Origin of the sequence: Nocardia inohanensis NBRC 100128, assembly GCF_001612945.1 — a bacterium.
In the GTDB taxonomy this organism is placed as follows: domain Bacteria; phylum Actinomycetota; class Actinomycetes; order Mycobacteriales; family Mycobacteriaceae; genus Nocardia; species Nocardia inohanensis.
In genome coordinates, this window is the sequence record NZ_BDBK01000012.1 from 350,204 (window position 1) to 376,502 (window position 26,299).

29 protein-coding genes and 1 pseudogene are annotated in these 26,299 nt (G+C 69.3%); 11 read left to right on the top strand and 19 right to left on the bottom strand.

The window, feature by feature from the left end; translation table 11 throughout:
* Positions 1-86: 86 nt before the first annotated feature.
* Positions 87-3,089: an ATP-binding protein gene (locus NI1_RS24285; RefSeq protein ID WP_067824941.1), complete on the bottom strand. Its 3,003-nt coding sequence runs from the start codon at positions 3,087-3,089 to the stop codon at positions 87-89.
* A 153-nt stretch (positions 3,090-3,242) separates the two neighbouring features.
* Between NI1_RS24285 and NI1_RS24290 the strand changes: the two genes are divergently transcribed.
* Positions 3,243-3,590: a VOC family protein gene (locus NI1_RS24290; protein ID WP_067825346.1), complete on the top strand. Its 348-nt coding sequence runs from the start codon at positions 3,243-3,245 to the stop codon at positions 3,588-3,590.
* 42 nt (positions 3,591-3,632) lie between these two features.
* Positions 3,633-4,079, top strand: a complete 447-nt coding sequence (locus tag NI1_RS24295; protein WP_067825348.1) for an iron chaperone — start codon at positions 3,633-3,635, stop codon at positions 4,077-4,079.
* A gap of 150 nt (positions 4,080-4,229) precedes the next feature.
* Here NI1_RS24295 and NI1_RS24300 read toward each other — a convergent pair whose 3' ends face one another.
* Positions 4,230-6,026 carry a thiamine pyrophosphate-requiring protein gene (locus NI1_RS24300; protein ID WP_067825350.1) on the bottom strand — a complete coding sequence of 599 codons (1,797 nt, stop codon included), beginning with the start codon at positions 6,024-6,026 and terminating at the stop codon, positions 4,230-4,232.
* A gap of 153 nt (positions 6,027-6,179) precedes the next feature.
* Here NI1_RS24300 and NI1_RS24305 point away from each other — a divergent pair, with 153 nt between their 5' ends.
* Positions 6,180-6,554, top strand: coding sequence for a phage holin family protein (locus NI1_RS24305; protein WP_169815625.1), 375 nt, complete (start codon positions 6,180-6,182; stop codon positions 6,552-6,554).
* On the opposite strand, the gene NI1_RS24310 is transcribed toward NI1_RS24305, so the two are convergent.
* From NI1_RS24310 to gvpJ, 8 genes are read right to left on the bottom strand one after another with little or no spacing between them, the layout of a single operon-like run.
* Positions 6,496-6,807, bottom strand: coding sequence for a gas vesicle protein K (locus NI1_RS24310; protein WP_067824945.1), 312 nt, complete (start codon positions 6,805-6,807; stop codon positions 6,496-6,498). The two genes, NI1_RS24305 and NI1_RS24310, sit on opposite strands and share 59 nt — an antisense overlap.
* A gap of 2 nt (positions 6,808-6,809) precedes the next feature.
* The gene (locus tag NI1_RS24315) at positions 6,810-7,016 is read right to left on the bottom strand and encodes a gas vesicle protein (RefSeq protein ID WP_067824947.1); all 207 of its coding nucleotides are present in this window, start codon (positions 7,014-7,016) and stop codon (positions 6,810-6,812) included.
* Positions 7,013-7,768 carry a GvpL/GvpF family gas vesicle protein gene (locus NI1_RS24320; protein WP_067824949.1) on the bottom strand — a complete coding sequence of 252 codons (756 nt, stop codon included), beginning with the start codon at positions 7,766-7,768 and terminating at the stop codon, positions 7,013-7,015. Before NI1_RS24320 ends, NI1_RS24315 begins: the two co-directional genes overlap by 4 nt.
* Positions 7,758-8,111 carry a gas vesicle protein gene (locus tag NI1_RS24325; RefSeq protein WP_067824951.1) on the bottom strand — a complete coding sequence of 118 codons (354 nt, stop codon included), beginning with the start codon at positions 8,109-8,111 and terminating at the stop codon, positions 7,758-7,760. The genes NI1_RS24320 and NI1_RS24325 overlap by 11 nt, the downstream gene beginning before the upstream one ends.
* Positions 8,108-8,428, bottom strand: coding sequence for a gas vesicle protein GvpO (gvpO, locus tag NI1_RS24330; RefSeq protein WP_084523606.1), 321 nt, complete (start codon positions 8,426-8,428; stop codon positions 8,108-8,110). Before gvpO ends, NI1_RS24325 begins: the two co-directional genes overlap by 4 nt.
* The gene (gene ccmI, locus NI1_RS24335; RefSeq protein WP_067824953.1) at positions 8,418-8,657 is read right to left on the bottom strand and encodes a c-type cytochrome biogenesis protein CcmI; all 240 of its coding nucleotides are present in this window, start codon (positions 8,655-8,657) and stop codon (positions 8,418-8,420) included. Before ccmI ends, gvpO begins: the two co-directional genes overlap by 11 nt.
* Entirely contained in the window at positions 8,654-9,439 is a 786-nt protein-coding gene (locus NI1_RS24340) for a GvpL/GvpF family gas vesicle protein (RefSeq protein ID WP_067824955.1), read from the bottom strand. The genes ccmI and NI1_RS24340 overlap by 4 nt, the downstream gene beginning before the upstream one ends.
* Positions 9,436-9,927 (bottom strand): gas vesicle protein GvpJ, encoded by a 492-nt coding sequence (gene gvpJ, locus NI1_RS24345; protein ID WP_084523608.1) that lies wholly within the window; start codon positions 9,925-9,927, stop codon positions 9,436-9,438. The genes NI1_RS24340 and gvpJ overlap by 4 nt, the downstream gene beginning before the upstream one ends.
* Before the next feature lie 155 nt (positions 9,928-10,082).
* On the opposite strand from gvpJ, the gene NI1_RS24350 reads away from it, so the two are divergent.
* Positions 10,083-10,256: a CsbD family protein gene (locus NI1_RS24350; protein ID WP_067824957.1), complete on the top strand. Its 174-nt coding sequence runs from the start codon at positions 10,083-10,085 to the stop codon at positions 10,254-10,256.
* 45 nt (positions 10,257-10,301) lie between these two features.
* Here the strand turns inward: NI1_RS24350 and NI1_RS24355 are convergent, their stop codons facing one another.
* Together NI1_RS24355 and NI1_RS24360 are read right to left on the bottom strand one after the other, a co-directional pair.
* The gene (locus NI1_RS24355) at positions 10,302-11,894 is read right to left on the bottom strand and encodes an adenylate/guanylate cyclase domain-containing protein (protein WP_157535308.1); all 1,593 of its coding nucleotides are present in this window, start codon (positions 11,892-11,894) and stop codon (positions 10,302-10,304) included.
* Positions 11,895-11,921: 27 nt separating this feature from the next.
* Positions 11,922-12,923 carry a cation diffusion facilitator family transporter gene (locus NI1_RS24360; RefSeq protein WP_067825355.1) on the bottom strand — a complete coding sequence of 334 codons (1,002 nt, stop codon included), beginning with the start codon at positions 12,921-12,923 and terminating at the stop codon, positions 11,922-11,924.
* Positions 12,924-13,092: 169 nt separating this feature from the next.
* Between NI1_RS24360 and NI1_RS24365 the strand changes: the two genes are divergently transcribed.
* Positions 13,093-13,497, top strand: a complete 405-nt coding sequence (locus tag NI1_RS24365) for a Rieske (2Fe-2S) protein (protein WP_067824959.1) — start codon at positions 13,093-13,095, stop codon at positions 13,495-13,497.
* A 4-nt stretch (positions 13,498-13,501) separates the two neighbouring features.
* Here the strand turns inward: NI1_RS24365 and NI1_RS24370 are convergent, their stop codons facing one another.
* The 3 genes from NI1_RS24370 to NI1_RS24380 all read right to left on the bottom strand — a co-directional run bounded on the left by NI1_RS24370 (position 13,502) and on the right by NI1_RS24380 (position 16,400).
* Positions 13,502-13,702 (bottom strand): hypothetical protein, encoded by a 201-nt coding sequence (locus tag NI1_RS24370; RefSeq protein WP_067824961.1) that lies wholly within the window; start codon positions 13,700-13,702, stop codon positions 13,502-13,504.
* Between the two features lie 165 nt (positions 13,703-13,867).
* Positions 13,868-14,788 carry an oxygenase MpaB family protein gene (locus NI1_RS24375; protein WP_067824963.1) on the bottom strand — a complete coding sequence of 307 codons (921 nt, stop codon included), beginning with the start codon at positions 14,786-14,788 and terminating at the stop codon, positions 13,868-13,870.
* A gap of 163 nt (positions 14,789-14,951) precedes the next feature.
* Positions 14,952-16,400, bottom strand: coding sequence for a sensor histidine kinase (locus tag NI1_RS24380; protein ID WP_067825357.1), 1,449 nt, complete (start codon positions 16,398-16,400; stop codon positions 14,952-14,954).
* Between the two features lie 282 nt (positions 16,401-16,682).
* On the opposite strand from NI1_RS24380, the pseudogene NI1_RS37405 reads away from it, so the two are divergent.
* A pseudogene (locus NI1_RS37405) lies at positions 16,683-17,579 on the top strand (cutinase family protein); the annotation flags it as partial.
* On the opposite strand, the gene NI1_RS24385 reads toward NI1_RS37405, so the two are convergent.
* Entirely contained in the window at positions 17,562-18,359 is a 798-nt protein-coding gene (locus NI1_RS24385) for a ParA family protein (RefSeq protein ID WP_084523609.1), read from the bottom strand. The pseudogene NI1_RS37405 and the gene NI1_RS24385 overlap by 18 nt on opposite strands.
* A gap of 149 nt (positions 18,360-18,508) precedes the next feature.
* Between NI1_RS24385 and NI1_RS24390 the strand changes: the two genes are divergently transcribed.
* The 3 genes from NI1_RS24390 to NI1_RS24400 all read left to right on the top strand — a co-directional run bounded on the left by NI1_RS24390 (position 18,509) and on the right by NI1_RS24400 (position 20,727).
* The gene (locus tag NI1_RS24390) at positions 18,509-18,913 is read left to right on the top strand and encodes a hypothetical protein (RefSeq protein WP_067824965.1); all 405 of its coding nucleotides are present in this window, start codon (positions 18,509-18,511) and stop codon (positions 18,911-18,913) included.
* Between the two features lie 143 nt (positions 18,914-19,056).
* Positions 19,057-19,791, top strand: coding sequence for a PP2C family protein-serine/threonine phosphatase (locus tag NI1_RS24395; RefSeq protein ID WP_157535309.1), 735 nt, complete (start codon positions 19,057-19,059; stop codon positions 19,789-19,791).
* Positions 19,792-19,878: 87 nt separating this feature from the next.
* Positions 19,879-20,727 carry an SDR family NAD(P)-dependent oxidoreductase gene (locus NI1_RS24400; protein WP_067824967.1) on the top strand — a complete coding sequence of 283 codons (849 nt, stop codon included), beginning with the start codon at positions 19,879-19,881 and terminating at the stop codon, positions 20,725-20,727.
* Between the two features lie 123 nt (positions 20,728-20,850).
* Here the strand turns inward: NI1_RS24400 and NI1_RS24405 are convergent, their stop codons facing one another.
* Complete coding sequence (locus NI1_RS24405) at positions 20,851-22,161, bottom strand: AfsR/SARP family transcriptional regulator (protein ID WP_067824970.1); 1,311 nt, start codon at positions 22,159-22,161, stop codon at positions 20,851-20,853.
* 156 nt (positions 22,162-22,317) lie between these two features.
* On the opposite strand from NI1_RS24405, the gene NI1_RS24410 reads away from it, so the two are divergent.
* Positions 22,318-22,680, top strand: a complete 363-nt coding sequence (locus NI1_RS24410; RefSeq protein ID WP_067824972.1) for a nuclear transport factor 2 family protein — start codon at positions 22,318-22,320, stop codon at positions 22,678-22,680.
* A 5-nt stretch (positions 22,681-22,685) separates the two neighbouring features.
* Positions 22,686-23,039 (top strand): cupin domain-containing protein, encoded by a 354-nt coding sequence (locus tag NI1_RS24415; RefSeq protein WP_067825361.1) that lies wholly within the window; start codon positions 22,686-22,688, stop codon positions 23,037-23,039.
* Between the two features lie 9 nt (positions 23,040-23,048).
* Here the strand turns inward: NI1_RS24415 and NI1_RS24420 are convergent, their stop codons facing one another.
* Positions 23,049-25,415, bottom strand: coding sequence for a glycoside hydrolase family 65 protein (locus NI1_RS24420; RefSeq protein WP_067824974.1), 2,367 nt, complete (start codon positions 25,413-25,415; stop codon positions 23,049-23,051).
* Positions 25,412-26,155 carry a beta-phosphoglucomutase family hydrolase gene (locus NI1_RS24425; RefSeq protein WP_157535311.1) on the bottom strand — a complete coding sequence of 248 codons (744 nt, stop codon included), beginning with the start codon at positions 26,153-26,155 and terminating at the stop codon, positions 25,412-25,414. The genes NI1_RS24420 and NI1_RS24425 overlap by 4 nt, the downstream gene beginning before the upstream one ends.
* Between the last annotated feature and the right edge of the window lie 144 nt (positions 26,156-26,299).

Here is a 26,299-nt window from a genome sequence, read left to right on the forward strand (position 1 = left end):
CTCCGATCTCGTGCCTCCGCAACTGGGTGCACGGTATGCGCCGGGCACGGCTCCGGGCATCGGGCATCTGCCTGAATCCGAGTGCCTTAGGCGAGGGTGCGGGTGCGGGCCTGCTGGTAGGGGCAGTGCGCGGCTTCGAAGACGGCGGCGGTGGCGAGCAGCCGATGGTGATCGTGTTCGAACAGGGCGGTGGCGCGCTCGACCAGCGCGGTGGCGATGGGGTTGCCGGACACCGCGATTCGGGCGGTATCGAGGTATTCGAGGGCGTTCGGGTGGGCGGTCAGGACGGCCGCTTCGGCGCGAAGCGCCAGGTACCAGTGACGCCAGACCCAGACCGTGCGTTCATCCAGTTCGGCCGGGTCGGCGGCCAGTTCGGCCAGGGCTCGGTCCGGGTGTCCGTGATGGAGCAGGACCAGGGCGTTGAAGACGGCGTGATAGGCGGCCCGGTGTTCGGGGGTCACGTCGAGCGCGTCGGCGATGGCGAGCCAGGTGGTACGGGCCTCCTCGTCGCCGTCGAGACCGTGGGTGAGGGCGACCGCGGCGGCCGCGGCGGCCAGATTGGGGGCGTGCGGGCGGCCGGTGAGGGTCCAGGCATCGAGGAAACGCGCACTGGCGGTACGGACTTCGGCGGCATTGCCCGCGAGCGCGTCGGCGACGAGGAGACGGGAGGTGGCGAAGTCGCCGCGCTCGGCGAGCAGCGGGAAATCGCGCAAGCGGGTGGCCCAGCGGCGGGCATTGGCCAGATCGCCGGTGCCGATCGCCGCTTCGGCGGCCTCGGCCAGCGCGCTCACCTGCTCGAGGGCGATGGCCGGGGTGGGGTCGGCCGCGGTCAGGAGTTCGACTCGGCGGCAGGTGGTTTCGTCGGTGGCGAAGGCGTCGCCGGTCCAGATCTGGGCGGCGGCCAGCGCGTCCAGGGCGGCGCTGCGGGCCAGCGGGTCCCCGGTGCGGTCGGCCAGCTCCACCGCGTGCCGAGCGCGGGAGATCGCTTGGTGCGCAGCGGTTTCCGGCTCCGAAGCGGTGGAATCGGCGGTATTGGAGAGCACTCCGCATTCGGCCAGGGCGACGGCGGCCAGCGCGGCCGGGTCGGCGCCGGCCAGCGCGCGGGCCTCGTCCAGCAGCACCGCGGCTTCGGCGAAGGGCGGTGGGGTGGAGAAGGCGTCGGACATGCGATAGATGGTGATGGCGGCGGTGGCGAGATCGCGGGCGGCCCGCGCGGTATCGCCCGCCGCGCGGGCGGTGTCGGCGGCGGCACGGTACAGGCGGTACATGTCCTCGCCGCGCATACGGCAGCCCGCCACCTCGGCGGCGCGGCGCAGGGCGGCGGCCGCGGCGGACGGATCGCCCGCGAGCTCGGCGGCCTGTTCATAGCGGAACTGGGATTCACTGACCAGGTTGCGCCCGAAGGTCAAGCGCGCCAGCGATATCGCCAGCTCGTAGGCTTGCGCCCGGCACTCGGGGCGGACCGCGGCCCAGGCCAGGGCCGCGCGGATATCGTCGGCGGCCGCATCGAATCCGGCGCGCCACTCACCGGCGGCGAGCGCGGAGAATTCGGTGCACGCTGCACCGGCATCGGCCGCGGGGGCGAACTCGCCACGCGCCCCACCAGCGGCAGCCGCGACGAACCCACCGCGCGCCCCACCAGCGGCGGCGGGGGCGAACCCGCTGCGCGGCCCACCCGTGGCAGCCGGGACGAACGCACCGCGAGGCGCACCGGCGGCTGTCGGAACGGACTTCGCATTCGCTGCGCCGGGCGCGGGGGACGGACGGAATTCGATGCGCGCCCCCTCCTCCGCCGGCAGTTCCCGCTCCAATGCGGCGGCGGTCGCGGAACACCAATCCAGGTGCCGGACAAGAGCTTCGGTGAGATCACCGGTGGCTTCGAGTTGCTCGCGCGCGTACTGGCGGACCGCCTCGGGAGCACGGTAGCGGGTGCCGCGCGCGGACGGCGTGGCGGTCAGCAAGCTCTGCTCGACCAGCCCCGCCAGCCCGTAGGCCACCGCTCCGGGATCCAGCGGCGGGTGGCCGGCGGTCGCGGCGGCATCGGCGGTGGTGAACGGCGCGACGAAGACCGAGATACGTTGCAGCAGAGTGCGATCGGCGGGTTCCAGGAGTGCTTGACTCCAGTCGAGCATAGCGCGCACGGACCGGTGTCGTTCGTCGGCGCGGCGGCCGCCGACGAGCAGGCGCAGCGGGTCGGCGAGGCTCGCGGTGAGACCGTCCAGGCCGAGGGTGGGCAAGCGGGCGGCGGCGAGTTCGATGGCCAGCGCCAAACCGTCCAGCCGCCGGCAGACCTCGCTCACCTGATCCAGCTGCCGGGGATCCACCGGCCAGCCGAGGGCGGCGGCGCGGTCCCGGAACAGGGCGATGGCATCGGCGGCATCGTCGTCGAGGGAGAGCGGCGGCACGGTGTAGACCTGCTCGAAGGGCACCATCAGGCGCGCGCGGCTGGTGGCCAGCACCGTCACGCGCGGGCAGCGGGCGAGCAGGCGTTCGATGAACGGGGCCGCGCCGTCGCGGACATGCTCGCAGTTGTCGAGAACCAGCAGCACATGGCGGTCGGCGAGGGCGGTCAGCACCGCATCGTCGAGGCCGCGGCCCGGCTGTTCACCGAGTCCGAGCGCGCGCGCCACGGCGGCGCCCGACATATCCGGGTCGGTCACCGGGACCAGATCCACGAACCAGACGCCATCGGCGAAATCACCGGCCAGATCGGCGGCCACGGCCAAGGCCAGGCGGGTCTTGCCGACACCGCCGGGGCCCAATGCGGTGACATGCCGGTGTTTTCCGACCAATTCGCGCAATGCGGCCCGCTCCTCGCCGCGGCCGACGAACGAGGTCAGCGGTGACGGCAGCACCGCCGTCGCCGCGCCGGCCGGTTCGTCCCCGGCGAGTTCGCCCGCGCGTTCGGCCAGCGCCCGCCGATCCGGTACGCCGACCTTGCGCAGCAGCGAGGACACATGCGTTTCGACCGTCCGCACCGAGATGTACAGCTGCGCGGCGATCTCGGCATTACTGCGATGTTGCCCCACCAGGGTGAGGACTTCCGCCTCCCGCTCCGAGATACCGGCGGCGGCTTTCTGCTTCGACACGCCCCCATTCTCACGCACCCGAGCGAGTGCCCGATACGTACCGAATCCGTGGTGCGTTCCGTGGTGAGCACGGATGTCCGGCACCCGCCCCCGGCCATACCGTAATTCCCATAGCAAGCAAGACATCCGAACAGCTCGAACCAAGGAGTGGCCGTGACCGCCAAGGGCATCAAGACGGTGCTGCATCCCGTATCCGACCTGGCCACCGCCAAGCAGATGTACACCGCCCTCTTCGGTTTCCCACCCCAGGTGGACGGCACCTACTACGCCGGTTTCGACCTCGACGGCCAGCACATCGGCCTGGTGCCCGGCGGCGGCCCGCAGGGCATGACCGCCCCCGTCACCTACTGGCAGGTCCCCGATCTCGAGGCCACCCTCGCCGAGGTGATCGCCGCCGGCGCGACGCTGAGGGAACCCATCCGCGATGTCGGTGCGGGCCGCCGCGTCGCCACCGTCACCGACCCGGACGGCAATGTGCTGGGCCTGCTCCAAGACAGCTGACTTCCCGATCACCCCCTCGAAAACCCAATGGAGGCACCCGAAATGACCACCGAGACCAAGACCACCGTCGGCTTCTCCGCCGATGAGCGCGCCGCCATGAAGGAGCATGCCAAGGAGCTCAAGACCGCGGCCCGCCGCGGCGCCAAGGCTTCCAGAGCGGACGGCGAAGCCGACGTGCTCGCCAAGATCGCCGAAATGCAGCCCTCCGACCGCGCCATGGCCGAACGCATCCACGCCATCGTGAAGGCCAACGCCCCCGCCCTGACTCCCAAACTCTGGTACGGCATGCCCTCCTACGCCCGCGACGGCAAGGTCGTCTGCTTCTTCCAGTCGGCCGAAAAGTTCAAGGCCCGCTACGCCACTCTCGGCTTCAACGACATCGCCGCCCTCGACGAGGGCACCATGTGGCCCTCCGCCTTCGCCCTCCTCCAGCTGACCGCCGCCGACGAGACCCGCATCGCCGAACTGGTCAAGAGGGCAGCGGCCTGATCCCCGCCCATGCGCGAGCTTCGAACCGGCACGGGTGATCCCGACGACGTGATCACCCGTCGCGCAGGGCGCCTGCCCACAACGACGTGAGCGAGACACCTTCGGAGCATCGCGAACCGATCATCACCGACTCGGCAGATCGGCGCGGGTTCACTCGCCGCGTGCCGGAAACATCTCCTGAGCCTTGGTCTTCAGGCCCTGCGTCACCATGTGCCAGCCGCCCGAATCCCCGTGCAGCACCGCCTCGGTGACGGCTTTCAGCTGCTCCCAGGTGGCGTGCGGCGGGATCGGGGGCACCTCGGGATCGGTGTGGATATCGAGCAGCACCGGATGATCCGCGGCGAGTGCGGCGTCCCAGGCCGGGCCGATCTGATCGGGGTCGTCGATGCGGAACGCGCCCAGACCGGCGCTGCGGGCGAATTCGGCGTAGTCGATATCCGGAAGCGTCTGTGATTCCTCGAATTTCGGCGCACCGCCCATGGCGCGCAATTCCCAGGTGACCTGGTTGAGGTCGTTGTTGTGGAAGACGCAGACGATCAGGCGCGGATCGGTCCAGCGGTGCTGATACCGGGCGACGGTGAGCAGCTCGGCCATCCCGTTCATCTGCATGGCCCCGTCCCCGACCAGCGCGATGGCCGGCCGATCCGGATGCGCGAACTTCGCGCCGATGGCGTACGGCACCCCGCACCCCATACTCGCCAGCGTCCCCGACAGCGAGCCGCGCATCTGGCCCCGGAAACGCAGGCAGCGCGCGTACCAGTTGGTCGAGGAGCCCGAATCCGCGGTGACGATGGCGTTGTCCGGCATCCGCTGCGACAGCTCCCACACCACCCGCATGGGATTGGTCGGTTTGGCGTCGAGCATGGACTGCCGCTCCAGCGTCTGCCACCAGCGCGCCACGCTCTCCTCGATCTCGGTGCGCCAGCCCCGGTCCGGCGACGGCGTCAGCAGCGGAATCAGCCGCGCCAGTGTGTCTTTCGCATCGCCGATGAGGTTCACCTCGGTGGGATAACGCATTCCGATCATGGTGCCGTCGATATCGATCTGAATCGCCCGCGCCTGCCCGAACTCGGGCAGGAACTGCGAGTACGGGAAGTTCGATCCGACGATGAGCAGGGTGTCGCACTGGGTCATCAGCTCGTAACTGGGCCTGCTGCCGAGCAATCCGATCGGACCGGTCACGAACGCCAGATCATCGGCGAGCACATCCTTGCCCAGCAGCGCTTTCGCCACGCCCGCACCGGTCAGTTCGGCGACCGCGATCACCTCGTCCGCGGCGGCGCGCGCCCCCTGCCCGATCAGGATGGCCACCCGCGAGCCCGCGTTCAAGATCTCGGCGGCCCGGCGGATCTCGCTCTCGGGCGCCACCACGGTGGGCGCGACCAGCTCACTCGGCGGACTGGACGGCACTTGCCGGAAGGCGTGCTCGGGACCCTGGTACCGCTCCTCCTGTAGATCCGCGGGAATGATCACCGCGGTCGGCGCGCGCCGCGTCCACGCGGTCCGGAACGCCCGATCGAGGGCATTGGGCAGCTGGTTCGGGACATTGACCTCCACCAGGTACTCCGAGGCCACATCCTCGAGCAGCACCCGCAGGTTCACCTCCTGCTGATAGCTGCCGCCCACGGCACTGCGCGCGGTCTGCCCGACGATCGCCACCACCGGGACATGATCGAGCTTCGCGTCGTAGAGACCGTTCAGCAGATGGATCGCCCCCGGCCCCGAAGTGGCCGTGCACACCCCGACCGAACCGCTGAATTTGGCGTACCCGGTCGCCGCGAACGCCGCCATCTCCTCATGTCTGGTCTGCACGAACGCGGGAGTGTCGCCGGCGCGACCGAAGGCGGCGATGAGACCGTTGATGCCGTCTCCGGGATAGCCGAAGACCTGCTCGACGCCCCACTCCCGTAGCCGCGCCACGACATGATCGCCTACCTGCCGGCTCATGCTGTCTCCCACTCGTCATAGGTGTCCTCGTCGCCTTCCGGTCGCGCACTGCCGCGATACCCGCGCACTCGGACCCGCAAACGCGCGCGAACCGGTGTGCACCTGCGGCGAACGGGTAGAGCCCGAAACAGGAGGTATAGGAAAATGGTGGAAATGCCAGGGAATCTCGGACCCAAGGGGTCCCCGGTTTCCAATCTGACCGGGCTCGGCATCGACCAGTTGCGGGCGGTGGTGCGTGAGCAGATCGACCGCGCGCTACGCGAAACCATCGGGCGTATGCCGGTTTTCGGCACCCGGGCCAAGATGAACGCCACGGCCGCGCTGATCGGGCTCTACAGCGGCGGCGCCGTGGTCACCGCGCTGATCCTGCTACTGGCGCTGGCCATCCCGGCGTGGGTGTCGGCGCTGCTCGTCGGCATCGTGCTGGCGGTGGTGGCGGCGCTGGTGCGAGCGAAGGCGAAATCGTCTTCTAACGGGGCAGCAGGGGACCCAACGGCCCCAGATCGATATTCAAATCCGCTGGGCTGAGCCCGAAATGGACGCACAGCTCGTCCATGGCGTCGGCCAGGCGCATGAGCGTGGCACCGACCTGTTCGATCTGCTGATCGGACAGGTCGCCCGCATCGATCCGCCGCAGCGCCTGCCGTTCCATCAGCTGGCGGATCAGCTCGACGATGGTGAGCACCAGCGTCGCCAGACCGCGCTCCACGGTGGCGGGATCGAGTTCGATGCGCTCGCTCGGGCTGGTTTCCCCCGGCTCGGACCGGCTCGGATCGGGCATGCTCAACCCTCCATGAGGCTGGCGACGGAGGAGATCAGGGTGCGCAGCGAAATGTGCACCAGCTCCACGTCGGCGATGGAAATGGTGATGTCGCCGGAGATCACCACGCCGCCCGCCAGCACCCGATCGATCAGGTCGATGAGCGCCAGATTCCGGTCGCGGTAGGTCTCGGCCACCGCCGGATACGAGTGCGCGATGGGCTCGCTCATCGGATATCGCCCGCACTGCCCACGAACGAATACGGCAGCCAGGGCCCCGTCTGCTCCACCAACAGCAGCGGATGCTCCGCCAAACGATTTGCCGCCGTACGGAATTCGCCGACGCGACCGTGATCGACCAGATAGGCGGCATTGAGCAGCATCGGGGTGTCGCGGCCGGTGAGCGCGCGATCGGTGACCGGACGGCGGCGCGCGGCCACCGAGTACGGGCACAACCCCCGGTACAGTTCGGCGGCGGCCACGTCGGCGGCCTCGCGTTCGATGCGATCGCGGTACAGGGCATCGCGGCGCAGTTTCAGGTACTCCGCGCCCGAAGTGGCCCGCGGCATGCGACTTTCGGCGGCGGACTGCGCTTGAAAGACCTTGACGCCCAATTCGATGCGCCCCTCTACCAACGACAGCGCCCGGTCCAGGTCGGCCCGCCGCTCGGCCAGCAGCTTGCGCACCCCCTCGTCATCGGCGCACAGCACCGCCAGCCGCACCGGAATGACGGCCCGCCCGTCGGCCACCGCCTCGATGACCGCATTGTGCGCATCGGCGGTGGCGGCCAGCCATTCGAAGTCGTTCAGATTGCGCTGCAAGGCATCCGCGCCGAACCGGTCCAGCGGCACGGTGCCGACCACGGCGGTCAATCCCGCCGCCGTGACACGCCGGGTCGCCTCCCCGCCGACCCCCGCCGGCGTACGCCCGGATTCGCCCCCGCGCTGCACCGCGTACACCCACACCGCGGTCTCATTCGCCATCGCGGCCCTCCAGTTCCGCCAGCCGCTGCCGCAAAAGCTCGTTCTCGGAACGCAATTCGTCGATGGCCTCGTTCTCGGGCCGCTGCCCCACCGCCCGATCCCCGCGCAGCCACGGATCGCGCTCCCACCAGTCGATGCCGACTTCGCGCGCGGTCTCCAGCGAGGCCACCACCAGCCGCAGCTTGATCGTCAGCAATTCGATGTCCAGCAGGTTCACCCGAATGTCCCCGGCGATGACCAAGCCTTTGTCGAGGACGCGCTCGAGAATGTCGCCGAGGTTCGCGGGTTCGGAGCCGCCGCGCGCCTGGTTCACCGGATAGCGGCCGCCGGGAGAGAGGGTCATCGCCGATCGTCTCCGATCACACAGCGCTTACCGCGCCGAATCCGGCGATAGGACAACAGGTCCCCCGTCCGGTCGAGCTCCACTTCGTACAGCGCGAGAATGTCCTCCGAGGACGGAATGTGGGTGTCCTCGAGCACCTCCACCTCGACGTGCCAGCCCTGTTCGGTGGGCTGCACGCCGGTGGCGCCCAGGGTCTGCTTGCCGGTGAGCTCGGCGATCTGCCGGACCCCGGCCCCGGCGGCCGCGGCGGCGGACAGCCGTTCGCCGTCCGCCGCTCGCGCCGAACCCCGTGCGCGGGAACCTGATTCAGTAGCCACTGTCGCTACCCTTCCGATTGAGCAGCCGGCTCAGCACCTCCTGCTCGGCCCGCTGGTACTCCTCCTGGTCGATTCGCCCGGCGGCCCGCGCCCGCTGCAATTCGTCGAGCTGCCGCCGGATGGCGGACATGCCGTACATCTCCTTGTCGACCTCCTCGGACAGCATCCGGGCCAGCGCCACCACCCCGCGCACGGGCAGCAGCGGCAGACCGAGCAGGGTGCCGATCACGAGGCGTCCGGCCCCTCGGCGGCCACGAAATCCCAAGCGGCCAGCGGACCCACGACCCGCATGTCCACGCGGCCGCGCCACTGCTCGGCCAGATCGTTGATCATCCGCATCAGCTCGTCCTGTTTGGCCACGGGCACCAGCACCGCGATATCGGCGACCTCCTCCTCGTGGGTGGGCGGGCGGATGGCGAGGTGCTCGGTGAACGCTTGCAGGGCCTCGATCATCACCTGGCCGTCGACCTGGCGCTTGTATTCCAGTGCGGCATTGATGGTTTCGCCCAGCGAGATGCGCGCGTCCCGGCTCAGCTCCGGCGGCGCGGTGCGGATGGTCTCGCGCAATTCGGCGGCCTGGCGGTTCTCGGTGAGGATCTCGCGCAGCACCACGTCCTCGACGTACTGGCCCTTCACCAGATATTCGGCGAGGCCGGACAATTCGTCGAGCGCCTGCCGGAATCGATCGGCATTGGGTTCGAGCAGTTCCCGCTCCACCTCGTCCGGCCCGGCCAGTGCCGCACCGAAACGCACCGGGATGACCGGCATTTCACCGACCAGGCTGTCCACCACGCGGGAGAACGCCTGGAGGTCTTCGGCCCGGTCCAGCGGTTGATCGGCGGGCACCTCACTGACCAGCGCCGCGATCTGCCCGTGTTTGACCGTGTGCACCGGGGTGGGCTCGCGCCCGATGCCGTCCACTTCGGGTTCGGCGTCCGCGGGCACGATCCCGTAGATCAGCAGCGCGGTGTTGGGATCGACTGGGTTGCTGGGGTTTTCGGTGGTGCTCATGACTGGGTCTTCCGGCGGGTGGTGGACCTGGGCTTGGCCTGTTCCTTTTCTTTGTCGTCGTCTTTGCCCGAGGTGAGCGCACCGAGAATCTGCTGGCCGGCGGCCTCGAGCATTTCCTTGGCGTCACCCTTGTTCTCCTGCAACGCCCCCGACAACTGCTGGGTCACCGATTCCACGGCTTCCTTGGCGGTGGAGGCCTTTCCACCCGACGCCACGTCCTTGACCACGTCCGGCAGGCCGGGTTTCTGGTCCTGGGCGGCGATATCGAGGCGGTTGACCGCCTCGGCGAATCGCAGGTAGGTGTCGACGCTGGCCACGACCACGCGTGCGTCGATGGTCAGGATCTCGATGCCGACCAGCGATACACGCACATACGCGTCGATCACGAGACCCTTGTCCAGGATCGTGTCGAGCACCTCGGCCAGGCTGCTGGCGTTCGGCCTGCCGACGCCACCGCCCCCGCCACGAGGTTGAAGTGCGGTTGTCATAAATATCCAACTCCTTGTTCCGTCTCTATCGGCCGCCTACCCGATATCCCCGCGGCTATGCCCCAATTGCGGCGTTTCTCAGGCTGTTTCGAGCGGGGTGTGCGGGGTAGGTCGAGCACGGGCCGTCCGACGGTCCACCGAGTAGGAGGAATGACATGAGTGCCACCGACAAGGCCAAGAACAAGGCCGAAGAAGTCAAGGGCAAGGCCAAAGAGCAGCTCGGCCACCTCACCGGCGATGCCGATCAGGAGCAGCGTGGCCGGACCGATCAGGCCAAGTCGGACGTCAAGGACGCCGGCGAGAAGGTGAAGGACGCCTTCAAGCACTGATCCCGAATGGATTGTGAAGCCGGAGCGCCGTCACGGCGCTCCGGCTCATTCGTGTTCAGCGCCCTGGACGGCGGCGGTCAGCGGCCGCACCAGCCGGGTGGGCCGAATACGACCGCGCAAGATCACCGATTCGCCCGCCGCCCAATGGATTCCCTCGCCCGGACCGGCGGCGGCCACGGTGGCGGCCGAGGTCAATACCCGCTCCGGCTCGGCTTTGGCCAGCTCGCACAGGCGCGCGGCCTCGTTCACCGCATCGCCGATGACGGTGAACTCGTAGCGTTGATACGCGCCGACATTGCCCGCCACCACCCGGCCCGCGGCGACGCCGATCCCGGCGTCGATTTCGATTGCGGCGGTGGACAAACGGTGGCGGATATGGCGGGCGGCGGCCAGCGCCGCACCGGCGGCGTCCGGCAGCGGCGCGGGCGCGCCGAAGACCGCGAGCGCGGCATCGCCCTCGAATTTGTTGAGCAGCCCGCCTTGCCGCTCGACCTCGTCGACCACGATGCCGAAGAATTCGTTGAGCAGGGCCACGATTTCGGCGGCCGGGCGAGTGGCGGTCATGGCGGTGGAGCCGATGATGTCGATGAACAGCGCCGCCGCATCGCATTCCATACCGGTTAGTTCGGACGGCCCGGCCATCGCGGCGGCCGCGACATCCTGGCCGACGTGGCGGCCGAACAGGTCCCGGACGCGTTCGCGCTCACGCAATCCCGCGACGGTGTGGTTGAAACCGCTTTGCAATTCACCCAACTCGGTGCCGTCGTAGACGGTGACCGCCACCGCGAGATCGCCGTTCTCCACCCGGCGCAGCGCATTGCGCACCCCGCGGATCGGAGCGACCGTGGCGGCCATGGTCTGGGCCTGGAGCAGCAGACCGAAGACCAGAATCGCACCGCCCAGGGCCAGCACGCAGACCGCCAGCCGCGCGGTGGTGATCTTCGGATCGGTCAGGGCGAGCACCGCGACGGCCATCAGCAGGGTGATCGGCGTACCGGAACCGACCAGCCACACCAGCACCGAACGACCGAACACCCCGATGCCGCGGCGACGCCGAGCCGTGCCCGCCTCCAGTACCCGCGCGGTCACCGGGCGCAGCGCGAACTCCGCGATCAGGTAGCTGTACGCGCACACCACGATGGCGCTGAAACCCATGCCCAGCACGATCTTCGGCACGAACTCCCAATCGTGGCGGGCGTAAAGCGGGGTGAGCACGATGAGCCCGCCCACCCACAGCGCGGCCTGCATGAGCATCAGCCGCCACGGCACGGCGGCCGCCGCGGTCTGTTCGGCGGGTGTCGGAACGCGATCCGGATCGGTGGACCAGCGCAGGGTCCGCAACGCCCACACCGTGCCCCACGCCAGCCCGGCCAGACTGGCCACCACGCCGTAGACCGGTGCGGCCACGAAGTTCAGCAGCACCAGGTCCCCGGTGAGCACGCTCGGGCCGGGCAGCACGAAGGCGATCAGCACGCTCGCCACCGCGACGCCGATCATGTTCGCCACTATCACCGGGATGGTGAGCAGCACCTGCACCCGGACGCGACGCCGCAACGCGCCTTCGTCGGCGTTCCCGAGCCAGCGCGAACCCCATGGTTCGGGTCCGAGCGCAGCGGAGGTCACGTCGCTATCGGCCACCCCAGCAGCCTAGGTCAGCGATCTTGGTCAGTGCCGAGGGCTGGCCGGGCTGCGATGCGCCGGGCCGTGCGCGTCCTCGCAGTGCGGATCGTGGGCGGGGTCGCCGACCTGGAGCACACTCGGCGTGGCGTGATCGACCTGGAGCGTGACGTGCTCGATGTGGAAGTCGTCGTCGAGCAGTTTCGCCAGCGTCGTGCGGGCCTGATGGCAGTCGCTGCCCGGGTCGACCAGCACGTGCGCGGACAAGGCCGGTGAGCCCGAGGTGATCTCCCAGATGTGCAGGTCGTGCACCTCGACCACGGAGTCGACGGCGGCCATGGCGGCGCCGATCTCGGTGGGGTCCAGGTTCGCGGGCGCGGCTTCGAGGAAGATGCGGCTGGAGGCGCGGACCAGTTCGATACCGGCCTTGACCATCAGCACGACCACCACCAGGGTGGCGATGCCGTCCGCGCGGGCGAAACCGGTGAGCAGGATGATCACGCCCGCGATGGCGGTGGCGATGAAGGCGAACAGATCGTTGAGGATGTGCTGGAACGCGCCCTCGACATTGAGGCTGGTGCGATTGGCGCGGCTGATCATCCAGCTGGCGGCCACATTCACCACGATGCCGACCAGCGCCGTCACCAACACCAGGCCACCGGTGACTTCCGGCGGGTCGATGAGCCGGCGGATCGCCTCGTAGGTCAGCCAGGCCGCGAGCAGCAGCAGGGTGAGGCCGTTGGCTTGCGCGGAGAGGATCTCCGCGCGCTTCCAGCCGTAGGTCATGCGGCCGGCGGCGGGGCGGGCGGCGAGCCGGATGGCCCACAGCGCCAGCACGATCGAGGCCGCGTCGGTGAGCATGTGCGCGGCGTCGGAGAGCAGCGCGAGCGAGCCGGCCATGATGCCGACGACCACCTCGCCGAGCATGAAGACCACGATCAGGGCGAGGGCGCCGGAGAGCCAGCGCTTGTCGCTGTCGGCGGACGCGCCGTGCGCGTGCCCGCCGGCGCCGTGGCTGTGGCCGTGCTCGTGCGTGTGTCCCGCGCCCATCCTCATCTCCTTCGTCAGTCCGACGACCACCATATGCACGAATTGCTATCTATGCAATAGTTCGCGGGGGTACGAGCCGAGCGGCCGCACCCGGCCGGGGTAGGGTCGCCGAGGTCGTCATCCGATATCCGGCGGGCTCGCTCGCCACCGCCCGAAAGAACCGTGTCCATTGTCCGTACCCGCCTCCGAACCCACCCGTCGCGCCGTCCTGGGCGGCACCGCCACCCTCACCGTCGCGGCGGTCGCGGGCTGCGGTCCCGGGCAGGCCGCCGACAAGACCGACAATGGGCCGTTCACGATCGCGGCGGCCGATATCCCGGTCGGCGGCGGCAAGATCTTCGCGGACCGGGCGACCGTGGTGACGCAGCCGAATCCCGGTGAGTTCCATGCCTTCTCGGCCAAGTGCACGCATCGCGGCTGCCTGGTCCGGGATATCACCAAGGGCAAGATCCTGTGTCCCTGCCACGGTAGCGCATTCGCCGTCGCGGACGGGTCGGTCGTGCTCGGACCCGCCGAGCAGCCGCTAGCGGCCCGGACCGTGACGGTCGCGGGCGCGGAATTACAGATCTCCTGACGACTCAGCGGAGCCGATGCCGCCCGCTCTGCCGGGCATCGTCCGCCGGCAACTCCCCGGGCCAGACGCTCGGCACCGGCAATTCGAGGGTGGGGTGGTCGAGGACGCCCTTCAGGTGCGCGCAGAACGCGTCCACCGTGCCGTACCGAGCGAAGATCTCGCTCAAAAGTCGTTCCACATTCGAGGTCATGACCAACTCGTCCACTGTAACCCCTTCTCCCGGAACCGATTCGGTCGAGACATCTTGGTCTTGCCCACGCCAGGACGGCGTCCCGGTTACCCGGGACCGCCGATCACTGTAACCACGCGGACCCGATACTTCCCGGCACCACTCATGACGAATAGTGCCAACCATATGGTTACTTGAAGCTCAGATCAGCGCCCGCTGCTTGCGCAGACGCCGGCGCACGTCCCCCATCATCGACCGGGTGCCCATATTCCGGATGAAGCGCGGGATGAAACGGTTCACGAAACCGACGAACAGGAAGAGGTTCTCGAACCGGCGCTGATCGAGGGCGGACCATCGCACGCCCAGCTGTTCCCGGAAGTACGGCGGCAGGTAGCCGACGGTCAGGAAACGCAGCAGGCCGCCGAAGACGACGCGCAGGTACCAGTGGATCATCCGCAGGTGCAGCAGGTCGTCGATGAAAGCGCGGATCTTCTCGTCGGCGGCCACCTGCCGGCACGCCTCGGTCCAGTAGGCGTCGAAGTCGGCTCGGGTGGCCGGCCACATCTCCGCGGGCACCTGCAAGGTGGTGCCGAGGGTCGAGGAGGTCGAGTAGAACGCCTCGGCCTGTTCGGCATTCATCCGGCCGTTGAGCAGCTGGTAGGAGTCCTCGAACCCGATGTACAGGCACGCCGCGACCCACATTTGCAGATCGCGGTCGAAGGCGTTGTACCGCACCGCCGCACCCGGCTCCGAACGCACCTGACGATGGGCGACGTTCACGGCCTCCCGGAAGGCCGCCTTCTCCTCCGGCGTGCCGAGAACAGCGACGGCGAGGTAGGAGGCCGTGGTGCGCAACCGCTTCCACGGATGCACCATGAGCGCGCCGGATTCCACCTTGCTGTCGGCCACGCCGTGACCGACGCCCGGGCGGGCCATCTGCATGGCCACATTCGCGGCCGCGCCGGAGAACTGCCAGAAATCCAGGGCGTCCTCGAGTCTGGGCGGGCGCTTGACGCCGACACGGTGCACACCGGGGATGTGAATCCGGGTCTGCTCGAGGGTCAGCGGCGGGCGCTCGCCGGGCCCGAACGAATCGATGGGCTGCGCTGCCGCCGATGCCATGTGGATCCTCTCTCCAGGGTGAGCATCGGATATGTTACCCACGATTCTCGTCGTAGTGAACCCATTCATGGAGATTGAACTGGCCATATTCGGTGACTCGTACCGTGAAGTTGCCTGGCGTTCCTCAGGATTCGAACGGGGCTGTCGGCAGGTCACCGCGGGCTCAGCGGGGCAGGATCACGGTGAAGGTCGCGCCCCGGCCGGGTTCGCTGCGGGCGCTCACGGTGCCGTGGTGGGCGGCGACCAGGGCGGCGACGATGGACAGGCCGAGACCGGTGCCGCCGCTGGCCCGGGTCCGGGAGGCGTCGCCGCGGTAGAAGCGTTCGAATACCCGATCCGCCTCGGGAGGCAGGCCGGGTCCGCCATCGGCGACCTCCACCTGGACGTGATCGGGAAAAGGGCTGAGCCGCACGGTGATCGGAGCTTCGGCGGGCGTATGGGTGAGCGCGTTGCCGAGCAGGTTGGACAGGATCTGCCGGAGCCGGGCCTCATCGCCGGAAACCTGGAGCGTGCCCGCGCCGGGACCGATCTCGAGTTCGATGGAGCGGCCCGGGGTGGGCGCGCCGTCGTCGCGATGCGCGGCCGCGGCGCGGGCATTGTGCACGGCGTCACCGGCGATCATCAACAGGTCCACCGGTTTTCGATCGAGCGGGCGTTGTGCGTCGAGGCGGGCGAGCATGAGCAGGTCCTCGACCAGCAGCCCCATTCGCGCGGCTTCGCCTTCGATCCGGGCGAGCACGGCGGTGGCGTCGGTGCTGGCGCCCTGGCGGTAGAGCTCGGCGAAACCGCGGATGGTGGTCAGCGGGGTGCGCAGTTCGTGGCTGGCGTCGGCGACGAACTGGCGCATGGTCTGTTCCGAGCGGCGGGCGGCCTCCTCGGAGGCTTCGGTGGCGGCCATGCCGTGCTGGATACGCGCCAGCATCTCGTTGAGCGAGCGGGCCAGATGGTCGACCTCGGTGTCGACGTGGCGCACCGGCACCCGGCGGTGCAGATCACCGCCGGCGATGGCGGCCGCGGTGTCCTCCACCTCGCGCAGCGGACGCAGCGTGCGGCGCACCACCAGATAGCCGCCGACCGCGAGGATCAGCAGCGCCGTTGCCCCCGTACCGAGTTCGAAGTAGATGAGCCGCGACACCGTCTGCTGGTTCTCCGCGAGCGGCAGGCCGATGGTGGTCGCGCCGTACTCGTTGGTGGTGGTCAATACCCGCCACTTGGTACCGCCGCCCACCGAATCGACGGTCGTCGGCACACTCCGGGCGTGTCCCGCCACATCCGGCAGGGATCCGCTCTTGGCCCCGGAGGTCTCCGAATACTGCACCCCGCCCGGCCCTTTGCGGAGTTCGTAGAAGCGGCGCGGCTGGTCGGTGACCGACTTAACCAGATCCGGCGGTGTCGGTGCGTCGGCCGGGACCCAGAAGGTGCGGCCGTCGTCGGCGGTCAGCTGTTTCATCTGCCGGGGCTGGGCCCAGGTGCGCGCCGCGTCGTAGAGCTGTTCGTCGGTGCGCTCGGTCAGCGACCGGGACAGCGCGGAGGTCACCGCCACGCCGCACGCGAGCAGTACCACGGCGGCCAGCGCGACCATGGCGACGACCAGGCCGATACGCAACGGCATCGCCGAGATCCGGCGCGCCACAGCGGATTCGATCCTCACGGCCGGATGGGACGGGGCGGGCGCGGCGGGTAACCCGCGCTGCGGCGCGTCTCGGGAGTGTCGTTGCCCATAACACCATGGTGGGCGGCCGAACTCGGGGCAACCTCCGAGCGGGCTGGGCGTTCGCTGTGAACCGGCCGGGCGTTCGGTTCTCGGATCCGCGTGCCCCGGGCCATAATTCGACATCGACGTGAGCCGGCTCATACTATTTCGAAACACAACCGGTTCACTATCGAGGTTCTCATGCGACGACGGCGACTGCTTGCCACCCTGAGCGCCCTGGCCATGGTCCTGGGCACCGCGACCGTTTTCGCCGCCACCCCCGCGCGCGCCGAAAACGACTGCCCCGCACTCTTCGTCGTCGCCATCCCCGGCACCTGGGAGACCAGCCTCGACGGCCACACCCATCCCAGCCCGGGCATGCTCTCCTTCGTCACCCGCGGCCTGCCGGACTCCATCCGCACCAATTACGTGAACTATCCCGCCACCGCCTTCCCCTGGGAGACCGGGGTCTACGGCCGCTCCAAGGCCCAGGCCATCGGCAACGCGCGCGCCATGATCGCCTCCATCGCCGAGACCTGCGACGAGACCAAGATCGCGCTACTCGGTTACAGCCAGGGCGCGGACGCCGCGGGCGATCTCGCCGCCGAGATCGGCACCGGCGTGGGCGTGGTCCCGCCCGACCGCATCGCCGCCGTCGGCCTGATGTCCGATCCGCGCCGCTCCCCCACCGACATTCAGGTCGGCCCGGCGACCCCGGGAGCCGGCGCGGGCGGCGCGCGCCCCGGCGGCTTCGGCCTGCTCGCCGCTCGCGCCCGCACCATCTGCGCCGTCGGCGACCTCTACTGCGCCACCGCCGCCGAGGATTTCGTGACCCGCTTCGCCGGATTCATCGCCCAGCTCTCCGATCCGGCCCTCACCGAACTCTGGCGCTACGAACTCGAAGCCGGGGCCCTCATCGACGATCTGCGCAGCGGCGGCGGCGTGCTGAGCATGCTTCAGAACCAGTTCTCCAATGCCGCGAATCAGCAGCGGATAGCCATGTTCCAGCAGTTCTACGCCTCGCAGGTGCACACCACCTACCCCAGCTACGACGTCGGCGGCGAAACCGCCACCGCCTGGCTACACGACTGGTTCGCCGGCCTTGGCGAGGAATTCGCGAGCCAGAGCCCGGTACTGGTCGGCCCCGACGGAACGGGGAGCCCAACTGGTGATGGGCTCGCCGGCGACGGTGGCGTCGGGGAACCGGACGGTGCGTGAGATGGCGGTCTCGTAGACGCTGTCGCCGAAGACCTCCGAGACCCGGGCGCGCACCTGGCGCGAGTGCAGCAGGCGGCGGTCGAACATGGTGACGAAGATGCCGTAGAGGCGCAGCCGCGGATTGAGTCGATCGCGCACCTTGTCCATGGTGTCGGTGAGCAGCGCCAGCCCGCGCAGCGAGAAGAATTCGCACTCCATCGGAATGATCACCCCGTCCGCGCAGGCCAGCGCGTTGACGGTGAGCAGGCTCAGCGAGGGCTGGCAATCGATGAGGATGTAGTCGTAGCGGTCCCGGACCGGTTCCAGCACGCGGCGCAGCGACTGTTCGCGGCCGACCTCGTTGACCAATTGGATCTCGGCCGCGGAGAGATCGATATTGCTCGGTAGTAGGTCCATCCCCTCGACGGAGGTTTTCATCAGAACTTCGTCGATGCCGGGCGTGTTGCGCCCCAACAGGTCGTAGATCGTCAAAGTCAGTTCGTTGACCGCTACCCCGAGACCGGCCGATAAGGCCCCCTGCGGATCCAGGTCCACCAGCAGCACGCGTTTACCGCATTCCGCCAGTGCGGCACCGAGATTGATGGTCGAAGTCGTCTTCCCGACGCCGCCTTTCTGATTGCAGAGTGCAACGATCTGCGCTTCGCCCTGGTTTGCCGACATGTCGCCAGGGTAGTCGCGCCACGCCCAAAGACAGCGACACGCCGATTGGGGTGTCGCTCACGGAGCCGACGGGGCGGCAAGGGATATTCACAGCGCGGCGGGGTATGGCACCGGTATCACCGAAGCCCGCCGGAGCCGAAGGAACACCCATGTACCGCACTGTGATCGCCGCCGGAACGTGTGCCGTCGCGCTGCTGCTACCGGCCTGCGACTACACCGGCGGCAAGAACGGGGCGACCGTCGAGGCCACCTCGACCAGCCCCGCCGACGCCTCCTTCACCACCTCGAAGAACATTGTGCCGCCGGAGAATTCGCGTGAGGTGTCGGTGCCCTCGGCCATCGCGCCCGCGGTGCTGCGGCACGAGACGTGCGAGAAATACCTGCCGCGATTCGAGACGATCCGCAAGGATTCCGGTCAGGTCGGGGTGGATCGGGCGGCCGGTGACGCCGTCACCGAATTCCGCACCACCGCCGACTGGCAGGTCTTCACCGAGGAGCAGAAGCAGGCCGCGGTCGCCGGCGTACAGGACGCCGGAACGGGCAAATGCGACTGAGGATCCCACTTCCCGCGCCCGAATCGTGACCTGTTCACAGGATATTCATGGCTGATTCTGGCAATACCGCACGGTCTGACACGGTTGACTGTGGGCAGTGCTGAGGGGCAGCACGGGCACAACATCGTCCTAGGAGCCGCGCCGTGGACACAGCTGGGGCCAGCGCCATCCCACCGACCGCATCCCGCGCCGCCATCACGGCCGCCTCCGCGACCAGGCGGGGCGGGCGATCACTCAATGCCGATGCCGTGGGATCGCATGCCGAACCCGGCAGCGGGCGCATCGCCTTCGCCGTCGCGGACGGTATCGGCGATCAACTGCTGGCCGCGCGGGCGGCCCGGGGCATTGCCGCGGTGGCGGCGCGGGAGGCGGCCACGCACGGGGCGCGGGCGGGAATCCTGGCGGCCCAACGGGATCTGCTGCGCGAATTCCCGCAGCCGGAGGCGGACGCGGTGGTGGTGGTCGCGGTGCTGCCCGACGCCGCGCAGCCCGACGGCCCGATCGACGTGGCGTGGGTCGGCGACTGTCGCGCGTACCGCTGGAACGGTCGCATCCTGCACCAGATCACCACCGATCACACCGTCGCCGAATATCTGAGCAGCCGCGGGCTGGCGCCCACCGCGCGGATGAGCCATCTGGTCACCACCTCGGTGCGCACGGTCGCGCCGGACGCGATCGGGCAGGCGCTCACCGGGCTCAGCCGCGGCCGACTGCTGCTGTGCAGCGACGGCGTGCACAAGCCCCTGGACATCGCGGAGCTGAAACTGCGGCTGGCCCAGGGCGATTCCCTCGCTTCGACCGCGAACGACCTGGTGGACACCGCTTTACAGGCGGGCGGCAGCGACAATTCCACCGCTTTCGTGATCGAGCGCCGATAGCCGGGCTGGACGACCGCCCGTCCGAATGGGAATGATCACCCGTGATACGGGTGGCATCGCGACCCGTCGTTCGGAAGGAGACGGCGCATGGCGGCACAGGATCTCGCCGGTAAGACGGTCGTGGTGACGGGCGCGAGCTCGGGCATCGGCGCGGCGGCCGCGGCCCAGCTGGCGGCGCGCGGCGCGAGCGTCGCGGTGGTGGGGCGCTCCCCCGAACGCACCGCCGCGGTGGCGAAGCAGGTCGGCGGCCAGGCGTTCACCGCGGACTTCGCGCGTTTCGACCAGGTGCGGGCGCTGGCCGCGCAACTGCTGGAACGGTATCCGCGCATCGATGTGCTGGCCAACAACGCCGGCGGAGCCTGGGCGCAGCGCACCATCACCGAAGACGGGAACGAGCTGACCTTCCAGGCCAATCACCTGTCGCCGTTCCTGCTCACCAACCTGCTGCTGGAACGCCTGCTCGCCTCGGACGCCCGGGTCGTCAACACCTCCAGCACCACCTACCGCATGGCGCGGCTGGACCTCGACACCGTCAATGCCGTGTCCGGGTCCTACAACCAGCTCGCCGCCTACGGCCGCTCCAAGCTCGCCAATATCCTCTTCACTCGCGAACTGGCCCGGCGCACCCGGGAATCGGGCCTGCGCACCGCCGCCTTCCACCCCGGCGCGGTCGCCACCCACGTCTACGACAACGCTCCCCTCGGGCTCGGCACGCTGATCCGTTCCCCGCTCGGCCGGTTGGTCTTCCTCAGCGCCGAGCGCGGCGCCGAACCGCTGGTGCACCTGGCGACCACCACCGACGACATCGACGGCAAGTACTTCCACCGCTCGAAGGTCGAGCAACCGCGCAACGGCCAAGCCCTGGATGCCGCACTGGCCCAAGCACTCTGGACATTGTCGGAGCAGCTCACCGGCGTCACCTCGGCCGCGAGCTGACCTCCGGTCCGCCATGAGCAGCGACGAACCCACCGATCCGGCCGCGATCCTGCGACGCTGGGAATCCTCCGGAGCGATCTGGCGGGTCCTGGACCGGCGTTCCGGACGGGTGACCGTGGGGCTCTACTCGTGCACGGGCGGCGAGGAGATGGACCGGTTCACCTCCGCCGACCCGGAGCTGTTGCGGTTCATCGGCTCTCGCCACGGCAGCGACGACTGAACCCGCCGGGTCCGGCGGCACACGTAGCCGAGCAGTTCGAGACTGGCCGGGTCGGCGAGGTGCAGATCCTCCAGCACCAGGACCAGCGGGCGGCGGGCGGACAGCGCGGTAAGTAACCGAACGACAGCCTCGAACAGGCGAATTCGATCGCTTTCGGGGTCGAGGCGGGCGACGCGCGGCGCGAGCGCCGGGACCAGGCGAGCGAGATCGGTGGTCCAAGTGACCTCCGGCGGCAGTGGATCCGCCCCGGTGAGCAGATCGGTCAGCAGCCGCGTCCATACCCCGAAGGGCGCGCCGCCCGCCCCGCTGCCCGCGCCGCAGACGATGCGGGCGCCCCGCCGTGCCGCGAGATCCAGCATTTCCTCGGTCAGCGCCGACTCGCCGACACCACCCGCACCGCTGATCATGATGACGAGATCGGACCCGATTCCGTTGGGGGACGGGCAGTTTCGTGACCGCGGCGGTTTCTCGACCGGCCCGCTGGAGTGGAGCGGCGACGTCGGATCCGGCCCTGCCCCGGCCGGTTCGGCCGGCCGGATCCGGCGCATCAGCGCGATGGTCTCCGCCGCCGGGGCCAGACCGAGTTCGGCATCCAGCATCTGGCGCAGCGTGGCGTACGCGGCCAGCGCGCCGTCCGCGTCACCGTGCGCGGCGAGCAGCCGGATCAGCTCACGCCAGGCGATTTCGTCGGTGCGGTCGAGTTCGGCGCGCTGCCGCGCCCACCCCACCGCGGCCTCGAGATCACCACTGGTTTCGGCATGCGCGGCAGCCAGGGACAGCACCTTGCCCAACCGCCGGGCGTGATCGGCGCGAACCTGCGGCAACCAATCCTCGTACCAGCCCGAGAGCACCTCCCCCCGGCACAATCGCACGGCGGCCATCGCATCCCCGGCGGCGGCCAGCCGATTGAATTCGACCAGATCGACACGTACCTCCCCGCCCAATTGCACGGTGTCGCGCCCCGCCTCCAGACAATCCGCCGCGGCCCCCAGCGCACCGCGCAGCGCCCACACCGCACTGCGCAGGCTGGCCCGGGCATTGGCCTCGGGAACATCGGGCCAGAATTCGGCGGCCAGCCGCGAGCGCTGATGCGGACCCGGATGCACCGCCAGCCAGGCCAGCAGGGCGCAGACGCGCTGCCGGTGATCCGGCAGCCGCACCGATTCGCCGTTCAGCTCGGCCCGCAGCGGGCCGAGTACCAGTATCCGCAGCATCGCGCGCACCTCTCCGCGAAGACCTCGAGTCTCGTCCGCTCGCACTCGTCTGGCAACCCCGGGGCGACCGGGGCCGCCCGCCGCCTTGACGCGCGTTTGACGCAGCCCGCGCACACTTCGCCACAGCATCGGAAACCAGCGAGGAGGGCATCTCAGATGAGCACCACCCAGTCCGGATTCGATCTCCGCGAGTTCCGCCGCGGGATCGAGGAGCGTGATGCCGCGGCATTGCGCGCCCTGTATGCCGAGGACGCGGAGATCCAACTGATCGATCAGGACAATCCGCCGAGCCATCCGCGGGTGCTGCGCGGTCTCGAACAGATCGGGGCCTACCTCACCGACGTGTGCGATCGCGAGATGACGCACGAGATCCAGCACGCGGTGACCGACGGCAATACCGTCAACTTCTTCGAATCCTGCCGCTACCCCGACGGTACGAGGGTGTTGTGCGCCGCCACCCTCGATCTCGCCGACGGCCGCATCGTCCGCGAAACCGGCGTCCAAGCCTGGGACCGGTGATCGAAATGGGCACGGAGCACCGGGATTTCGCGACACCCGACGACGTTCGAGCCTTCGAGCACGGGCGCGCCGAGATCCTGAAGGTAGGCGACAGCGATATCGGGCGCCTGATCCTGCATCCCGGCTGGCGATGGTCCCGGGACGTGAAACCCGCCGCCGGCACCGAATGGTGCGAGGCTCCGCACTTCCAGTACCACATAGCGGGCACGCTGCACATCCTGATGGCCGACGGCACCGAATTCGACGCCACCCCCGGCCAAGTCACCTCACTGCCGGCCAAGCATGACGCCTGGGTGGTCGGCGACGAGGATGTGGTGATCGTGGACTGGTGGGGCGCAAGCCATTACGCCGCCGGATGAGCGGGCCGGTCAATCGAACCGGTCCGGGGCGGCGACGAATCCGAGGTGGGTGGGGGCTCGGGTGGCGGGCTGGCGCGGCGTGGAGAGGGTTGGGGCGGGCGGGTTCGCCAGGGTGAGGGGTGCTGTGCCGAGCCGGTGGGTGGCGCCGTGGTGTGACAGGCGGACGGGGTCGCCGGTCAAGAGGCGGTAGGTGGTGCAGGAGGCGGTGATCTCGACCGATATGCGGCTGTCGCGCCAGCGGATACGGAAGGCGAGGCGGTCGATGGCCGCGGGGAGACGGGGAGCGAAGGCGGGGTGGCCGTGCTGCTCGCGCAGGCCGCCGAAACCGCCTACGCAGCTGATCCAGGTTCCGGCGAGGGCGGCGATGTGCAGACCGGCGGAGACATTGTGGTGCAGGTCGTGCAGATCGGTGAAGGCGGCTTCGGCGAAGTAGTCGTAGGCCAGCGACAGGTGGCCGACCTCGGCGGCGAGGACGCATTGGATGCTGGCCGACAGTGAGGAGTCCCGCACGGTCAGCGCCTCGTAGTAGTCGAAGTTGCGGGTCTTCTGCTCGAGGGTGAAAGCGTCGGGGCACAGGTACATGGCCAGCACCAGGTCGGCCTGTTTGACGACCTGCTGGCGGTAGAGGTCGAAGTACGGGTAGTGCAGCAGCAGCGGGTATTTCTCGCCCGGGGTGGAGGCGAAATCCCATGGGGCGTAACGGGTGAAGCCTTCCGATTGTTCGTGGACGCCGAGTTCGTGGTTGTACGGCAACGACATCGCCGCCGCGCAGGCACGCCAGCGGGCGAGTTCGCTGTCGTCCACGCGCAACCGGTCGGCCACCTCGGGCTGGCGCTCGCAGGCCGCCGCCGCCTCGTCGAGATTCCGCTGGGCGAGCAGGTTGGTGTACAGGTTGTTGTCCGCCAGGGCCGAGTACTCGTCGGGCCCGGTGACGCCGTCGATCCGGAACCGTCCCGAGGTGTCGTAGTGGCCGAGGCTCTCCCACAGCCGGGCCGTCTCGACCAGAAGTTCCACCCCGCAATCGACCTCGAACTTCTCGTCCCCGGTGGCGGCCAGGTAGCGGGCGGTCGCATCGGCGATGTCGGCATTGACGTGCACGGCGGCGGTCGCGGTCGGCCAGTATCCGGACGCCTCCTCCCCGTCGATGGATCGCCACGGGAACATGGCGCCGGCCTGACCGAGTTCCCGCGCGCGCCGGCGCGCCTGGTCGAGGGTGGCGTGGCGCCAGCGCAGGGCATCGCCGGCGGCCAGCGGCATGGTGTAGGTGAGCACCGGCAGCACATAGGTTTCGGTGTCCCAGAACGCGTGTCCGTCATAGCCGGGTCCGGTCAGCCCCTTCGCGGGAATCGCCCGCGCCTCCCCGCGCGCCCCCGCCTGCAAGACGTGGAACAGCGCGAACCGGACCGCCTGCTGGAGCTCCGGATTCCCGTCCAGCTCGATATCGGCCTGCGCCCAGAAGTCGTCCAGGTAGGCGCGCTGCCGCGCGAGCAGCGCGTCCCAGCCGGACTCCATTCCCGCGGCGAGCGCGGCCTCCACCTGGGCGCGCAGGGCGGGCACCGAGCGCCGAGCCGACCACCCGTAGGCGAGATACTTGGTGAGACAGAGCTTTTCATCGTGCGGCACATCGGCGGCGATGGTGACGCGCGCGAGATCGTCCTCGGCGTGCACGCCGCAACGCGCCGAATTGGGCACCGCGAGTTCATGATCCATTCCGGCCGCCATCCGCAAGCCGGAGCTGCGGGTGTGATGGACGAGCACCGCGGCGAGCCCCCGGGCCGCGCTGTCGTCGGCGATCAGCGGCCGGTCCAGCGCGGCGGCGAGCCGGGGATCGCCGTGCGACGCCGAGATGGGCTCATTGGCCAGCAGATCCGATTGGACCACCAATTCGATATCGCCGTCGAGCGGTTCGACCTCGTAGCGCACGGCGGCGACGGCGCGTTCGGTGAACGACACCAGCCGCTCCGACCGAATCCGCACGGTGCGACCGGTCGGCGAGGTCCACACCGTGTCCCGGCGCAGCGTGCCGGAGCGGAAGTCCAGCACCCGATTGTGCGCGCGGGTGTCGCCGTAGCGCAGGTCCATCGGCTCGTCCTCCACCAGCAGGCGGATGACCTTGCCGTCGGTCACGTTCACCACGGTCTGGCCCTGCTCCGGATAGCCGTATCCGACTTCGGCATACGGCAGCGGCCGGGATTCGTAGAAGCCGTTCAGATAGCTGCCGGGCAGCCCGACCGGCTCGCCCTCCTCCAGGGTCCCGCGCAGGCCGAGGTGCCCGTTGGAGAGCGCGAAGATCGATTCGGTGCGGTGCAGCGCCTCCAGATCCAGTCCGCACCAACGCAATTCCCACGGCGAGATCTCGAAACCGGGATCGCTCATCGGGCCCGGTCCAATTCCGCGAGATCACCGACGATCACATCCGCCCCGGCCCGGCGCAGCGCCTCGGCATGCTGCCGCTCCCCCGTGCGTTCCACCCCGACGACGAACCCGAAGGCGCCCGCGTGCCCGGCCGCGACGCCGGCCACGGCATCCTCGAAGACCGCGGCACTGCCCGGCGCCACCGCCAGATCGGCTGCGGCGGAAAGGAATCCGTCCGGCGCGGGTTTACCGCGCAACCCCTCGGCCGCGAAGCTCTTCCCGTCCACGCGAACCTCGACGAAGCGGGCGAGATCGGCCGCCCGCAGCACCGCCTCCGCGTTCGCCGAGGAGGACACCACCGCGATCCGCAGCCCGGCCGCGCGCACCGCCGACAGGTACTTCACCGTGCCGTCGTAGACGTGCACGCCGTCGCGGTCGATGAGCGTCCGCAGCAACAGATCCTTGCGATTCCCGATCCCGTGCACCGTGTTCTCGCCGGGCGGCGCGTCGCTCTCGCCCTCCGGCACAGTGATATTCCGCGATCTCAGGAACTCCCGCACCCCGTCGAACCGGGGGCGGCCGTCGACGAAGTCCTGATAGTCCCGAGGCGTGAAGGGCTGAAACCCCGTCCCGCACCGCTGTTCCAGAAACTCGTCGAAGACCTGCTGCCACGCTCGTTCGTGCACCGCTGCGGTATCGGTGAGCACTCCGTCCAGATCGAACAGCGCCGCCTCGATCGAATCCGGCAGGCCCAAACGCATCTCGTTCTCCTGATCATCGATTCGCGACGCCGCGAACAATCGGCGTCGCGAATCGCCTACCCGGAGACCGGATCGCCAAACGACCGCACCGGCGCGGCCGGTCCGGGGGTCGTTCCCCTACCTGCCGTACCTCGCAGGGATGAC

Coding starts and splice junctions, on each gene's coding strand:
- NI1_RS24295 (WP_067825348.1), top strand. CDS start 3,633: ATGACCACCGAGACCAAGACCACCGTCGGCTTCTCCGCCGATGAGCGC.
- NI1_RS24300 (WP_067825350.1), bottom strand. CDS start 6,026: ATGAGCCGGCAGGTAGGCGATCATGTCGTGGCGCGGCTACGGGAGTGG.
- NI1_RS24305 (WP_169815625.1), top strand. CDS start 6,180: ATGCCAGGGAATCTCGGACCCAAGGGGTCCCCGGTTTCCAATCTGACC.
- NI1_RS24310 (WP_067824945.1), bottom strand. CDS start 6,807: ATGCCCGATCCGAGCCGGTCCGAGCCGGGGGAAACCAGCCCGAGCGAG.
- NI1_RS24315 (WP_067824947.1), bottom strand. CDS start 7,016: ATGAGCGAGCCCATCGCGCACTCGTATCCGGCGGTGGCCGAGACCTAC.
- NI1_RS24320 (WP_067824949.1), bottom strand. CDS start 7,768: ATGGCGAATGAGACCGCGGTGTGGGTGTACGCGGTGCAGCGCGGGGGC.
- NI1_RS24325 (WP_067824951.1), bottom strand. CDS start 8,111: ATGACCCTCTCTCCCGGCGGCCGCTATCCGGTGAACCAGGCGCGCGGC.
- NI1_RS24340 (WP_067824955.1), bottom strand. CDS start 9,439: ATGAGCACCACCGAAAACCCCAGCAACCCAGTCGATCCCAACACCGCG.
- gvpJ (WP_084523608.1), bottom strand. CDS start 9,927: ATGACAACCGCACTTCAACCTCGTGGCGGGGGCGGTGGCGTCGGCAGG.
- NI1_RS24350 (WP_067824957.1), top strand. CDS start 10,083: ATGAGTGCCACCGACAAGGCCAAGAACAAGGCCGAAGAAGTCAAGGGC.
- NI1_RS24360 (WP_067825355.1), bottom strand. CDS start 12,923: ATGGGCGCGGGACACACGCACGAGCACGGCCACAGCCACGGCGCCGGC.
- NI1_RS24375 (WP_067824963.1), bottom strand. CDS start 14,788: ATGGCATCGGCGGCAGCGCAGCCCATCGATTCGTTCGGGCCCGGCGAG.
- NI1_RS24380 (WP_067825357.1), bottom strand. CDS start 16,400: ATGCCGTTGCGTATCGGCCTGGTCGTCGCCATGGTCGCGCTGGCCGCC.
- NI1_RS24385 (WP_084523609.1), bottom strand. CDS start 18,359: ATGTCGGCAAACCAGGGCGAAGCGCAGATCGTTGCACTCTGCAATCAG.
- NI1_RS24390 (WP_067824965.1), top strand. CDS start 18,509: ATGTACCGCACTGTGATCGCCGCCGGAACGTGTGCCGTCGCGCTGCTG.
- NI1_RS24400 (WP_067824967.1), top strand. CDS start 19,879: ATGGCGGCACAGGATCTCGCCGGTAAGACGGTCGTGGTGACGGGCGCG.
- NI1_RS24405 (WP_067824970.1), bottom strand. CDS start 22,161: ATGCTGCGGATACTGGTACTCGGCCCGCTGCGGGCCGAGCTGAACGGC.
- NI1_RS24410 (WP_067824972.1), top strand. CDS start 22,318: ATGAGCACCACCCAGTCCGGATTCGATCTCCGCGAGTTCCGCCGCGGG.
- NI1_RS24415 (WP_067825361.1), top strand. CDS start 22,686: ATGGGCACGGAGCACCGGGATTTCGCGACACCCGACGACGTTCGAGCC.
- NI1_RS24420 (WP_067824974.1), bottom strand. CDS start 25,415: ATGAGCGATCCCGGTTTCGAGATCTCGCCGTGGGAATTGCGTTGGTGC.
- NI1_RS24425 (WP_157535311.1), bottom strand. CDS start 26,155: ATGCGTTTGGGCCTGCCGGATTCGATCGAGGCGGCGCTGTTCGATCTG.